Origin of the sequence: Niallia sp. FSL W8-1348, from assembly GCF_038006745.1 — a bacterium.
GTDB classification, from domain to species: Bacteria; Bacillota; Bacilli; order Bacillales; family Cytobacillaceae; genus Niallia; species Niallia alba.
The window spans coordinates 3,143,370-3,156,450 of the sequence record NZ_JBBOVV010000001.1 but is presented as its reverse complement, the minus strand read 5'-3'; the positions used below and the strand labels follow the sequence as shown (position 1 = coordinate 3,156,450).

General features: G+C 36.6%; 10 protein-coding genes and 1 pseudogene. 5 read left to right on the top strand and 6 right to left on the bottom strand.

Going from position 1 to position 13,081, the window contains the following annotated elements; translation table 11 throughout:
* Window positions 1-143 precede the first annotated feature (143 nt).
* From NST60_RS14960 to NST60_RS14945, 4 genes and pseudogenes are all read right to left on the bottom strand, one after another.
* Window positions 144-1,259, bottom strand: coding sequence for an IS4 family transposase (locus tag NST60_RS14960; protein WP_100525938.1), 1,116 nt, complete (start codon window positions 1,257-1,259; stop codon window positions 144-146).
* Window positions 1,260-1,378: 119 nt separating this feature from the next.
* Window positions 1,379-3,409, bottom strand: a complete 2,031-nt coding sequence (locus NST60_RS14955; RefSeq protein ID WP_341099217.1) for a YhgE/Pip domain-containing protein — start codon at window positions 3,407-3,409, stop codon at window positions 1,379-1,381.
* 122 nt (window positions 3,410-3,531) lie between these two features.
* A pseudogene (locus tag NST60_RS14950) lies at window positions 3,532-4,347 on the bottom strand (glycoside hydrolase family 3 protein).
* 118 nt (window positions 4,348-4,465) lie between these two features.
* Entirely contained in the window at window positions 4,466-4,852 is a 387-nt protein-coding gene (locus NST60_RS14945) for a DUF4309 domain-containing protein (RefSeq protein ID WP_341099216.1), read from the bottom strand.
* Window positions 4,853-5,708: 856 nt separating this feature from the next.
* On the opposite strand from NST60_RS14945, the gene NST60_RS14940 reads away from it, so the two are divergent.
* A complete protein-coding gene (locus NST60_RS14940; protein WP_016202062.1) occupies window positions 5,709-6,005 on the top strand; it encodes a hypothetical protein in 297 nt (98 codons plus the stop codon).
* A gap of 138 nt (window positions 6,006-6,143) precedes the next feature.
* Window positions 6,144-7,169, top strand: a complete 1,026-nt coding sequence (locus NST60_RS14935; protein WP_212118441.1) for a CdaR family transcriptional regulator — start codon at window positions 6,144-6,146, stop codon at window positions 7,167-7,169.
* 71 nt (window positions 7,170-7,240) lie between these two features.
* Here NST60_RS14935 and NST60_RS14930 read toward each other — a convergent pair whose 3' ends face one another.
* Both NST60_RS14930 and NST60_RS14925 read right to left on the bottom strand, forming a co-directional pair.
* Window positions 7,241-8,377 carry a glycerate kinase family protein gene (locus NST60_RS14930; protein ID WP_341099215.1) on the bottom strand — a complete coding sequence of 379 codons (1,137 nt, stop codon included), beginning with the start codon at window positions 8,375-8,377 and terminating at the stop codon, window positions 7,241-7,243.
* A gap of 15 nt (window positions 8,378-8,392) precedes the next feature.
* Window positions 8,393-9,694, bottom strand: coding sequence for a GntP family permease (locus NST60_RS14925; protein ID WP_224428518.1), 1,302 nt, complete (start codon window positions 9,692-9,694; stop codon window positions 8,393-8,395).
* An 847-nt stretch (window positions 9,695-10,541) separates the two neighbouring features.
* On the opposite strand from NST60_RS14925, the gene NST60_RS14920 reads away from it, so the two are divergent.
* The 3 genes from NST60_RS14920 (at window position 10,542) to NST60_RS14910 (ending at window position 13,079) form a co-directional block, all read left to right on the top strand.
* A complete protein-coding gene (locus tag NST60_RS14920; protein ID WP_101729444.1) occupies window positions 10,542-10,862 on the top strand; it encodes a DUF2294 domain-containing protein in 321 nt (106 codons plus the stop codon).
* A 202-nt stretch (window positions 10,863-11,064) separates the two neighbouring features.
* The gene (locus NST60_RS14915) at window positions 11,065-12,114 is read left to right on the top strand and encodes an ABC transporter substrate-binding protein (protein ID WP_040342890.1); all 1,050 of its coding nucleotides are present in this window, start codon (window positions 11,065-11,067) and stop codon (window positions 12,112-12,114) included.
* Between the two features lie 17 nt (window positions 12,115-12,131).
* Window positions 12,132-13,079, top strand: coding sequence for a nucleoside hydrolase (locus NST60_RS14910; protein ID WP_224428087.1), 948 nt, complete (start codon window positions 12,132-12,134; stop codon window positions 13,077-13,079).
* The last annotated feature ends 2 nt before the right edge of the window (window positions 13,080-13,081 follow it).

Sequence of the window (13,081 nt, the reverse complement as noted above, 5' to 3'; positions counted from 1 at the left end):
AGTGTTGCATAAATGTTGTTAGAATATTCAGTTTAAATATGTCCCCTGTTAAGAGCCAAAAAAGTAAATACCCAACTAAAGGTGGATCCATCCATTTGGAAATTTTTTACAATTAGACTTAAGAGACGACGACAATTTGTTTATTAAGGAATGGTTTTTCCTTCAATCTTTCGAAGCCAAATATGTGCTGGTTTCCACAAAGCTGCCCGTAAATATCGGCTAATTTGTAGGGTTTTTCGTTTACTTTTTGTCTCGATTTGTGCGAGAACATGCAGGCAAAAAACAATAAGTGCGATAAACACTTGATTCTGAATTGCCCATTCGCTTTGGCCGTAAAACTTTTTGATATGGAGATGTTGTTTAATCCATTTGAAAAATAACTCAATCGCCCAGCGTGATTTATACATCTTTGAGATTTCTTCAGCACTTAAATCAAAACGATTTGTGATTAAATGAAGCTCATTTCCTTTTGAATCAATCACTTTTAGAAGACGAAAGTAATTTTCGGCACGGTTTTGCGTCGTACCAATCAACACCATTTGATCCGACAAAACAGATGTATTCTCGGGTAGTTTAAAATCGTAAACCTCCCGTATGACTGCGTTTTTTCGCAGCCTAGAAAGGAAAAAGTAGCCGTCATCTGTCATCCGATCAAAGCGTTCGTAGTCTAAGTAACCACGGTCAAACACATACATACATTCCTTGTCATCAACCATTACTTCAAGCTGACCGCGGTCATGTTCTTTGGCCGTTGTCATAATGGCCTTTTCGGGATAGGATATACCTTTTTCCATAAACACAAGGCGTAAGTGCAATTTAACACCCGCTTTTGTTTTGCGGAATTTTGCCCATTTATGATTAGTCAAATTGAGAGGCAATGTGCTTGAATCAATGATTTTTAATGGCATCACAAGTTTCGTGTTGTGCGTTTTGGCATGAATTTGTGAAACTAAATCAAGGAAAAGCTTTTGGAATAAGTCTGGATTCATGCCATTTAAACGGCGTGAGAGTTGGGAAATACTGATAGAATCAAGATCAATGCCCTTTTGCAGTTGATCATCGAAAAGACAATCGCTCAGCGCATGCAGACTTTCGACTTCTTCTAGCTGCGCAAAAAGTAATAATTTTAGAAATGACTCTGTCGTTAGTTTTTTCGTATAGAAATCTAATTTCAACGTTTTCACGTTTTCTTCAAATAATTGAAGATTTATTGGTGAAAACCATTGTCCAAATGAAGTTTTTCGTGTAATCTTGTCCATGAGATTGGTCCTTTTTTAGTGGATTTGGACGGGTTACCACCTGACTTATCCATTATAAAGGACTTTTTCTATGCATAAAATAATAAAAGTGAACATTTCGAGTATTTTTAATAATGAAATTAAATTAATGCAACACTAGTGGGATCTGATATAAAATCACTTTCTTGCTCTATATCATTTTTCAACAAAGAAATAATCTCGCCTAAATCATATTCGCCTTCAAAAGTCCGAATAGAATCTGCTGTTTTTGTCAATGTCTCTTCTAATTTTGGTAATTCATTTTGTACCATATCTGCGGCTTTATGAACAGCATCCTCCACTCTAGGTAAATCATTTTTAATAAATGCAGCTACTTTAGTAATATCTTGTTCAGCTGCTGGAAGATCATTACGAACAAAGCCTGCTGCTGCATGAATCTTCTCTTTTATACTCGGAAAAGAAGTTCGATAAAATTCTGCGGCGTCATTAATGCCTGCTAAAACTTTATCTAAATTTTCCTGTATAAGGTTTGTCGCTTCATGAATCTTTTTTTCTATTGTAGGTAAATCAGAGTGAAGCTTTGTTAATTCTTCCTGAGCAAAGGTAAGTGACTCATCTGTATTTTTTATTATTTCTTCTAGCTTTGGTATATTTTCTTGTGCACTTTCTAAATCATTCATTGCATGTTGAGTAGAATCTTTTATCCCCTCTAAAGCACGATTAATTGCTGGTTTTGTTTGCTTATCATAGCGATTTATTAGAGTAGTACTAAGTTCAATCGCTTCTTGTGACAATGCCGATAAAGTGTTTGCTTTTTCCTGATCCGCTGCCTGAATCGTTTGAAGCCTCTCTTTTTCTTGCTGAAAATTCGTTTTTAATTCCTGCAAATCTTTTATTTCAGTTAAAAGAGCCTCTTCTCCATTTGGAGTTGCACTGTTTAAAGTAGAAAATAATGCAATCGAACGTGTTAAACTATCGATACTTGTTTGCACTTGTGTTTGCAATGCCACAGTATTTGTCTTTATTTCTTCTTCAGTAAGATTTCCTGTTTGAACTAATGCAGCCAATTGATGAACGGCATCAGCTGTTTTTTGATATAGAAGCAAATTTTGCTTATATACAGGACCAACAGCATCGAGCGCTTGCCCATTTGCATCGATAAACCCTGGCAATACATCTGCAATTTGCTTCCCGTTATTTATTCCTTGTTCTATTTTGCCTAATGAGCCACTTGCTGTTTCAAGAAATGATTGCATATTTTCTACATTAGATAAAGCGCTTGTTACCATTTCACTAATGTCAGAAAAATGAGCTTCTAGCTCCTCAACACCATCCGCTAGCTTTTGAATCTCTGGCGCCTTTTCCTGTAAGAGAAGAATGCCTTCACCTACCTTTTCCAGTTCCGGAAGCTTCGCCTCTAATAAAAGGATATTTTTACTGGCTTCATTAATGTCAGGAAAAGCCTCTTCTAATGTTAAGATTTTTTGCGCTTGTTTATTGATTTCAGGCAATTTACTTTCAAGTGTTACTACTTTTTCTCCTAATTCATTTATTTTAGGAACTTCTTTTTCTAATGCGAAAATTTTCTCTTCTATATTTCTAATCGTCGGTAATTCTTCTTCCAGCTTAATCCCAGCGTCATTAAATACACTCAACACAGATTCACTTACCGTATGAATAAAGTTTTCTTTCACTTGTTGCACAATCGTAGATGCGCCAGTAGAAGTCATCTTTGGTGCTATTGCATTTAGCTTTTCGTTCACACTATAGTCAATCTCTGGCTTTACTTGTTTGTCCTCTAAAATAGTAGCAATTTTGGCAGAAAAATCATGCGGTATGTACAGGCTTGCATAATAATCTCCTTTCGTAACACCTGCCTTCGCTTTTTCTTTACTTACAAATTCCCAGCCAAGCTTATCATTTTCCTTTAAGCTTGCAACAATTTCATCGCCAATATTGACGGAGGAATCACGAATAGTTGCACCATCATCTTCACTTGTTACAGCAATTTTTATTCCACTCGTGTTGGAATATGGATCCCACGAAGCCGCCAAATTAAACCATGCATAAAGAGATGGCAGCACCATTAAGGCTACAATTAAAAGTGCAGCCACAGGCGCCTTAAAAATTCGAACCCAATCATTTCGGTAAATAACAAATACATTCTTCAAAAAAATCACCCTTTGTTAAAACTTAACATTCGTTAGTTTATGGAGATAGATAGAAAAGCATTCAGAGGGACGATTCTCCCGCTTCCCAAAAACGCCAGCAGGAGAACCCCCCCTCTGTGTACTTACTTTAAATAATTATTTTTTAACTCCATAACCCTCTCTACACTTTCATTAATTCTATCTTCTGTTATTATATTGTTTTCTACAGCTGTTTTAATTGATTTTATAACTGTGTGTATGTTTGTGTTATCATGCGCTACTAGTATGATGTCACTACCAGCTAAAATAGAATCCACTGCAGCTTCTCCAATCTCAAAATTATCCACAATTGCTCCCATAGTCATATCGTCTGTTATTACCACTCCATCAAACTGAAGTTGATTTCTTAATAAATCTGTAATTACCGCTTTTGACATAGATGCCGGATAGGTTTTATCGAGCTTTGGTAGTAAAATATGCGCTACCATCACAACATCGGCTCCATTATTAATCACATATTCAAAAGGAATTAGTTCTAGATTTTGCAACTGAGTTAAAGATTTGTTCACCTTTGGTAGTTGAATATGGGAATCCACTACGGTATCTCCATGACCCGGAAAATACTTTACAACAGAAATGACCTTTTCTGCTTAAATACCTTTCATTACTTGTATCCCCGTATCATGAACTATATCAGCATTATTTCCAAACGATCTATCACCAATAACGGGATTTTCTGAATTACTATTGATATCAAGTACTGGAGCATAGTCAAGATTAAAACCAAACGATTTTACATTCTCTCCAATCTTCCTTCCAATCCTGTAAGCATATTCTTTATCATTTTTATTCCCAATCACCAGACTTGAAGGGGTACTTTCTACTTCTGGCAACCTTGAAATCCGTCCTTCCTCTTGATCGACACTTATAAATAGAGGAAGCTTATTCCATTTATTGATTTCTTTTTTGGATTTTTATTACTTTCGTCTGGCTTGTCTAATACCCATCTTAATCGATAAGAAGGAGTTGCATCATAGCTAAGAATAATTTGATTAGAATTATCATCTTTATAATAACTTACCTGATCAGCTTTACCCAGAGTCTGGATAATGTCATTATAACATTATAATGAACCTTTTTAACCCCTTCATTCCTTGTTCTAAAATCCGTTACTGTATCATTTTGATATCCAATCGTTATATATTGCTTAGGATAATCTTCATAAATAGAATGATTGCTATCTGTTTTGCTTGAAGGTTCTCCTAATATATCTGTGACTTCGCTATGACTAGTTTTGCCAACAACAAATGTTCCATAATCCGTTTTCCCTTCTTTTGCTAAGGAATAAATTCTTTCAATTCTATCACTTATCTCCTCCTTGTTAGAAGGATTTTCTGGTTCCATTACAGAAGAAGCCGGTTTCGAAGATTGAGTGTCTTCTTGCAAATTATCCCCAATACCCATCTTTCCATTTATTCCATCAGTAGGGGTGTTCCTTCCTCCCCACTGATGGTTAGTTGAACCAATCGGACCTTTACGGACAGTTGATCTCCCACCTAGCTTCCTCGTATTCTCCTAAGCTTGAGGGGGAATCTTACTGTCCGTTAAGAGTGGGATAAAGTGAAACTTCTATCAGTAGGGGTGTTCCTTCCTCCCCCTCTGATGGTTAGTTGAACCAATCGGACCTTTACGGACAGTTGATCTCCCACCTAGCTTCCTCGTATTCTCCTAAGCTTGAGGGGGGAATCTTACTGTCCGTTAAGAGTGGGATAAAGTGAAACTTCTATCAGTAGGGGTGTTCCTTCCTCCCCACTGATGGTTAGTTGAACCAATCGGACCTTTACGGACAGTTGATCTCCCACCTAGCTTCCTCGTATTCTCCTAAGCTTGAGGGGGGAATCTTACTGTCCGTTAAGAGTGGGATAAAGTGAAACTTCTATCAGTAGGGGTGTTCCTTCCTCCCCACTGATGGTTAGTTGAACCAATCGGACCTTTACGGACAGTTGATCTCCCACCTAGCTTCCTCGTATTCTCCTAAGCTTGAGGGGGGAATCTTACTGTCCGTTAAGAGTGGGATAAAGTGAAACTTCTATCAGTAGGGGTGTTCCTTCCTCCCCACTGATGGTTAGTTGAACCAATCGGACCTTTACGGACAGTTGATCTCCCACCTAGCTTCCTCGTATTCTCCTAAGCTTGAGGGGGGAATCTTACTGTCCGTTAAGAGTGGGATAAATCTTCTATTTGAGTACATTCCCAATCAGTGATATAGTTTAATTTATAAAAAAGACTATATAATAAAAACAAAAGGATTGGTTTTTTTATGCTTACGATTAGAGAATTACCTTTTGAAGCGATACAAATCTATCCCTCAAGTAGTTTTGAGGGACGAGAAATTTTATTTCGTGTCCACCATCATGATTATCAATTTCTTATTGGAAATTCTACCCACCCGTTTCCTTTAGGTGTTAAACATTTTTTTAAAGAAAAGGATATCTGCCCATTTTGCCATAAACTCATTTACGCTGTTCCTTTAGGACAACAACTTTGCTTAGAATTTCAGAAAAACTTGCCAGCACTTTTACAGTTTTTCCAAGAAGAATATTCAGATGCTTTTTAATGGTGCATGATACGATTCTTCTGCTTCCCACAAACGAAACAGAAGAATCGTCCTAATTGTGTTTTATACTTCCTCGATTACACTATATAATAACAAGTATAGTTATTCTTTTTTTAAAAGGTAGGTGAACCAATTAATATGTATGAATTAACACCAAAACAGGCGCAAAAAATTGTAAATAAAATGATGAAGGATATTCCTTATAATATTAATATTATGGATAAAACAGGCATTATCATTGGAAGTGGAAATAAAAAGAGGATTGGCACGCTCCATCACGGTGCAGTTGCTGCCATCAAACAAAAAAAAATCGTTCCTATCGAAAAGGATGAAGAATTCGTTAAGAAAGGAATTAATCTGCCTATTGAATGGAATGATGATATTTTAGGTGTAGTTGGTATTAGCGGTGAGATCAAGGAAACTAGTCCCTTCGGAAAACTAGTTAAATCAACCGTTCTGTTATTAATCGAACAAAGCATCGCATCAGAAAAAGAAAATAGGAGAAAGAATGTAAAGCATGATTTTTTCAACTTATTAATAGATCCTACTACCATTTATACAAAAGACATAACAGACCAGGCATTATTCTATGATGTTCACCTAAATAAGCCCAGCCAATTGGTGTATATCGAATTTCCCAAAAACGTTAATGAGTCAATAGTCAACAACTATCCTTTCTTTCAACCATATCAAAATACGCTATGCGTAGTTGTGCAAGAGCCAAACAACATAAAAGAACTACAAGAGCAGTTAGCTAAGTATCAAGACGTCTTCATTTCCATAAGTAAAATAAATGATAAGATTGCTGATGGGTTTCTTCAGACAAAATTAGCTTTAAAAGTATTAAAGGGATTATTTTTTCATCAGAAAGTTATTTTTTATGCTGATTGTGAATTTATCGCCGATCTATCCTATTCTTTGAGAAAAATAAAAAAAACAGCCCCTCAATCAGATTTGCTTGAAACAAACGATGAACTTATTAAGACCCTCCAGGCTTATCTTAACTGCAATATGAACATGAATGAAACAGCCAGCCAACTTATTGTGCATAGAAATACATTAAACTATAGATTAAATAGAATTCACAAAATTACAGGAAAAGATCCTAAGAATATATTGGATCTTTTAGAACTAATCTTTATGTTAATTAATCGTATTAAGTGAAGAAGCTGCTCCCAAGTCAAAGGAACAGCTTCTACCAAAAGCTAGCATAATTAATTTTTCTTCTTTCTTAACTACTTTAATAGTCTTGCAATGCTTTCAGCGGTTCGTGCAACATTTGCTTTTCCCTGAGCCAGCAACGTGTCAATGGAAGCTGCTCCAGGGACGATTCCAAAAATAGCGTCAAAGCCTTCTTCATACAAAACTTCCACGTCCTGACCAATATAACCTGCCAGTGCGATCACTTTCATATCATTGTTCACATTTTTAGCAGCTTGAGAAACTCCATATGGTGCTTTACCAAATTTTGTTTGAAAGTCAATGCCGCCTTCTCCTGTAAAACAATAATCTGCCGCTTTCAACTTTTCTTTTAAATTTGTATATTCGATTACAATCTCTATACCCTTCTTCATTGTTGAATTAGTGAAAGCCAGTAAACCTGCTCCAAGACCACCCGCAGCCCCCGCACCAGGCGTGTTTACTATATCCATTCCAAGATGCGCTTTTACCTTTTTAGCGTAGTGACGTAAGTTTCTATCTAAGATCTCAATCATCTCTGGTGTAGCACCCTTTTGCGGACCAAAGACAACTGATGCTCCATTTTCTCCACATAAAGGATTCGTTACATCTGATGCAACCAAAATATTCACATTTTTCAACTGTGGAATAACATTGGAATCATCGATTGTAACTAGTTCATTTAAATACCCACCACCAAATAACAGTTCATTTCCATCTTCATCAAGAAATTTATAGCCAAGCGCTGCGGCCATTCCTGTGCCACCATCATTAGTTGCGCTTCCGCCAATTCCCAGTATAATGTCAGTAATTCCTTGCTCTATACATTCCCTTATTAGTTCCCCTGTCCCATAAGTGGTTGTAATAAGAGGATTCTTGGTTTCCTTAGTAACATGATGGATTCCGCTAGCAGATGCCATTTCAATAACAGCCGTCTTTCCGTCTCCTAAAATACCATATTGAGCTAAAACCGCCGTTTGAAGAGGTCCTGTAACTTCCTTCGTAACTAGTGTTCCGCCTGTTGCATCTACTAAAGATTGAACAGTCCCCTCACCACCATCTGCCATTGGTACATGAATACATTCTGCATCAGGGATCGCTCTTTTTATCCCTATTTCCATAGCAACGCAAACTTCCTTGGCTGTCATACTTTCTTTAAATGAATCAGGAGCTAATAAAAATGTTTTCCCCATTGCTTCCACCTCGTTTTATAAGATAAATCCGTATAGGATTATTGCTACAATAGTCATGGTTAAGCCAACAATACTTTCATACCCTACCACTTTCATTCTGTCTGCCATACTCATGTTCATAGCATTACGGGTAACATGAAAATAAGTTCCATGTGGTAAGTGGTCGATTACAGTAGCACCAGTATGTGTCATCACTGCAGCAGCTATAGGTGCAACTCCAGTATTCAATATTGCTTCTGAAAATGAACCAGTTGCCAAAATAACCCCTGTTGAAGTAGATGCTGTTGCCGCTGCCATTAAAGTTCCTGCAATCGGCGCAAGGAATGTACCAGAAATGCCAGAGGACTCTACCAATGCAACTACTTGTGTAGGCAAGTCTGAAGCAGTAATCAATCCACCAATAGCACCTGCACCAATAATAATTAAAATGGTTGGAGTCATTCTATTTAAGCCAGCTGTACAATAATCTAGAAGCTTATCTTTTTTACCTAATGCTAGCGTTCCGACGACTGCAGCAAAAGGCAAAATAAACAAGGAGTCAATATTCAGCTTCGTAAGAACCTCCATTCCAAGCATTGATCCTATTGGACTAATCATCAAAAGAACAATCGCGATAATTGGCGTTATTAAAGCCTTAGATAAAGCTGGAAGATTGGAAACGTTCGCTTTTTCTAGCTCCTCGGCCTCCTCATCTGTCACTTTAGTTCCTTTATACTTGATTAGAGATGCAAGGATTACTGTTACCACAACACCAAAAATAGCTGGAATCAGTCCTCCAATCATCACTTGGTTAACATCAAGCTCAAATCCGCCTGCCGCGGCAATTGTATTGGGATTCGGAGAGATAATATTTCCTGCTTTCCCACCTCCAGACAACGCAACTAAGACAGCAATTTTAGAATAGCCCATTTTGTTTGCTACAGACAGTGCAATTGGTGCAACAATCAGTACTGCTACTGGAATAAATACACCTACAGCTGTAATAATCATCGTAGCTAATGCTAAAGATAGCATTGCTTTCGTTCCACCGAGCTTATCTACAATAAACTTGGCAATTGTTTCTGCTGCCCCAGATTCCATCATAACACCCGCAAAAACACCTGCAGCAATAATACGGATAACCGTTCCTTGTACACTTTGTGTCCCTGATACTAAAATAGTAATTGTTTCTGTAAAATTAGCACCACCAATAAATGCTCCAACGATTGCTCCTAAAATAAGTGAATAGGTTGGGGCTAACTTAAACAAAATTAAAATAATTGCCAGCGCCAATCCACACAAGGCTCCAATCCAACTAATATCTAACCCAGTTGCCATAAATAATCCTCCTAATCTATTACTCTTTACAATAACGGCCTATTACATCCGAATCTCCCAATCAATAGTCCCTTTAAAAATTTCATCCTGTATTCCGCTCTTGTTTCTCTACTGCTTACAAATTGTTGTATACCCCTTATAAACCATTTGCAACTAGACCACATTGAATACGTTTTCATTCTATTCTATTGAAAGCCCTTTAACAATTGATAAATCAACCAAAATTCCTTGTTCATTTGCACAAATCCCCAGTTAATAACCGATAAACTTAGCTCCTTAACCACTGTTATAAAAATCTCTATTTTTTTATCTCTTATAATGAAGACTTCCATCAGCCGAGGTTTTACCGACCGTTAAGAATAGGATAAATCAACAAGTATTGCTTACATTCACTTTACTTCCCTATAGTAGGCAAAATAATTTCATCGAAAGCATGCACAATTTTTTCATTTACTTATTCGACCAACTTCGTCATTCCAATTTACGACCTACAGTTTCCATTCTCTCGTTTAATCTAAAATAATGTTAAAAAATCTTACCCCACACTAGAAAAATAAAAGATAATGTAATAAAGTTATGAATATACGCAATTTTACCAATATTAAAATTGCAATAAAGATACTAAAAACTCTATTCTGTTCCTGCTAGTATGCTCTATAGGGAAACAGAAGAACCGACCCTCCGATTCCTATAAAGTTCGTTTTTTTACTTATTTAACTATAGAAAAAACGAAAAAATAATATTTTTTTCACCAAAATCCGCACATTCTATTGAAATATCAAAAAATGATATGTATAATAACCAATATCAATAGTTTGGCAGGTGAGTTATCATCGACACAAATGAAATGAAGAGATTTTTATCTCAGGTATACAATAAAATTTCTAAGGAATTATTTGGTGCTGGTACGACATTGCTAAAAGTGACAATCGATCAGAATGTCATTACACTTCATGCGAAGCATCCTCGCGCCTCGCGCTCTGCTGCTTTGGAAGGAGAAGTGCCCAGCCTTAAACAAGAGGTTGACTTTCATCTGTCCTTACTTTTTAAGAAGAAGCTAAAAGAACATTTAGAAGCTGATACAAATTGGAATATCGAAGCAATTCTTAGGGATTATGATTCTTTCACACAGCTTGCTTTTACAAACATTGTATTAGATAAAAATTAAACTTGGATTTCTTCTTGGATTTATCTAAGTAGAACGCCACTATATACACAAGATAAGTTTAATCTTTGTTTACAGAGAAAAGACAATCTTAAGTAGAAGGATAATTCTATTTAAGCTTGTCTTTTTTTATTATTTTTATAGCTTACATGAAAGATAGTATACCAAACCAAAAAAAATCATTCGGAGGGGTTCAAAAATGAAAATGAAAAAATTAGTTAGTGCAGTTGCAGCATCATCCTTCTTACTATTAGCTGCTTGTAGCTCAGATGACGCATCAAACGGCAGTAAAGAAAAAAAGGAAAAACTAGTCGTTTCCACTTGGGGCTTTAATGAAGATTTCTTCCGCAGCGAAATTTATGCACCATTCGAAAAAGAAAATAATGTAGAAATCGTTTTGGATACCGGTAATAATGCAGACCGCTTAAATAAAGTAAGACAAGGAAATTCCGATGTAGATGTCATTTTCCTTTCTGATTATTATGCACAACAAGGAATTGAAGATAATTTATTTGAAACAATTGATCGTAGCAAGCTGTCTAATCTAGATAATATTTATGAAGTAGCAAAAGCTCCGCTTGGTGAAGAATATGGTCCTGCATACACCATTGCTCAATTCGGAATTGCTTATAATCCAGATGAAGTAACAAACCCAATTACTTCTTGGAAAGACCTATGGAGCGATGATTTAAAAGGAAAAATAACCATACCAAGCATTACATCAACTACAGGACCAATGATCGTAGATACGGCTTCCTTAGTTAGCGGTGAACCGACTTTTAACGAAGATAAAGCTTTTGAACAGTTAAAATCATTAATGCCAAGCGTTGTTAAAGAATATGGACAGACTTCTGAATATGTAAACATGTTTGCTCAAGGAGAAATTGCAGCTGGTCCCATCATGGAGATGTATTTTGCAGATTTACAAGAAGCAGTACCTAATGCTGAATTTGTTACTCCAGCTGAAGGCGGATATGCTGTTATGAATACAATCAACGTCGTAAAAGATACAGACCAAAAGGAACTATCTGAAAAGTTCATCAACTATATTTTAGGAAAAGACGCACAAGAGAAATCTGCAAAAAATAAAGTAGATTCTCCAGTAAATACGGAGGTTGTACTAACAGAAGAAGAAGCTAAAGGGCTAACATATGGAGAAGATGTTATTGCAAGCTTACACACATTAGATATGAAATTTATCAATGATAACTTAAAAGGTTGGATTGATCGCTGGAACCGAGAGCTAGTTCAATAATAGAAAAGAGGGTCATCATGAAAGAAAAGCTAATATTGGATGTAGACACTGGCATTGATGATGCAATTGGTATTCTACTAGCAGTAAAAAGTAAAGCATTTGATATTTTGGGGATTACAACCGTGAATGGAAATGTCTCCTTAGAACAAGCCACTACAAATACATGTAAAATACTAGATTTAGTTAGAGCTGATCATATCCCTGTTATAAAAGGTGCTGCCACTCCACTCCTTCGGGAAGCTTTCTTTGAACACCGCATTCACGGAGAAGATGGTTTAGGCGGAGCACTAAAGGAGGCAGCTGTTACTCACCCTGTGAGTGACGGCTTTGCTCCTGACTTTTTGATTAATTCCATTTTAAGCTTTTCTGGTGAAGTAACATTGGTGATGACTGGACCATTAACGAATTTAGCACTAGCCGTTAAAAAATGCCCGCAAATTACGAATCACGTAAAGGAAGTTATTTTCATGGGTGGTGTAATAAAAGGACCTGGCAATGTGACGCCAACTGCCGAATTCAACAGCTATGTTGATCCTGAAGCGGCAAAAATTGTCTTACATGCAGGCTTTTCTTCCATCACTCAAGTTGGTCTGGATGTAACAAGAAAAGCACTTTTAACGAAAAACCATCTTGATTTAATAATGGATAAACCTTTAAAAGATTATATTACGCAAAGCACAAATGACTATCAACAGAAATACTATAACCGCTATGGAATCCATGCTTGTGCTATGCATGATCCACTAGCAGTTGGAATTGCCATAAACAAAAGAATCGTAGAAACAGAAAAGTATTTCGTCGATATTGAAACGAAAAGTGAGTTATGCGATGGTCAACTCGTCTGTGATTTCCAAAATCGTCTAAATAAGGAAGCGAACTTATATGTTTCCTTAAAGGTAGATGATGATGCCTTCTTCCAGATGTTTATCGACATTTTAAATGGTCACTTTGAGGAAAGGGAGTGACG

Coding starts and splice junctions, on each gene's coding strand:
- NST60_RS14960 (WP_100525938.1), bottom strand. CDS start 1,259: ATGGACAAGATTACACGAAAAACTTCATTTGGACAATGGTTTTCACCA.
- NST60_RS14945 (WP_341099216.1), bottom strand. CDS start 4,852: ATGGGTATTGGGGATAATTTGCAAGAAGACACTCAATCTTCGAAACCG.
- NST60_RS14940 (WP_016202062.1), top strand. CDS start 5,709: ATGCTTACGATTAGAGAATTACCTTTTGAAGCGATACAAATCTATCCC.
- NST60_RS14935 (WP_212118441.1), top strand. CDS start 6,144: ATGTATGAATTAACACCAAAACAGGCGCAAAAAATTGTAAATAAAATG.
- NST60_RS14930 (WP_341099215.1), bottom strand. CDS start 8,377: ATGGGGAAAACATTTTTATTAGCTCCTGATTCATTTAAAGAAAGTATG.
- NST60_RS14925 (WP_224428518.1), bottom strand. CDS start 9,694: ATGGCAACTGGGTTAGATATTAGTTGGATTGGAGCCTTGTGTGGATTG.
- NST60_RS14920 (WP_101729444.1), top strand. CDS start 10,542: ATGAAGAGATTTTTATCTCAGGTATACAATAAAATTTCTAAGGAATTA.
- NST60_RS14915 (WP_040342890.1), top strand. CDS start 11,065: ATGAAAAAATTAGTTAGTGCAGTTGCAGCATCATCCTTCTTACTATTA.
- NST60_RS14910 (WP_224428087.1), top strand. CDS start 12,132: ATGAAAGAAAAGCTAATATTGGATGTAGACACTGGCATTGATGATGCA.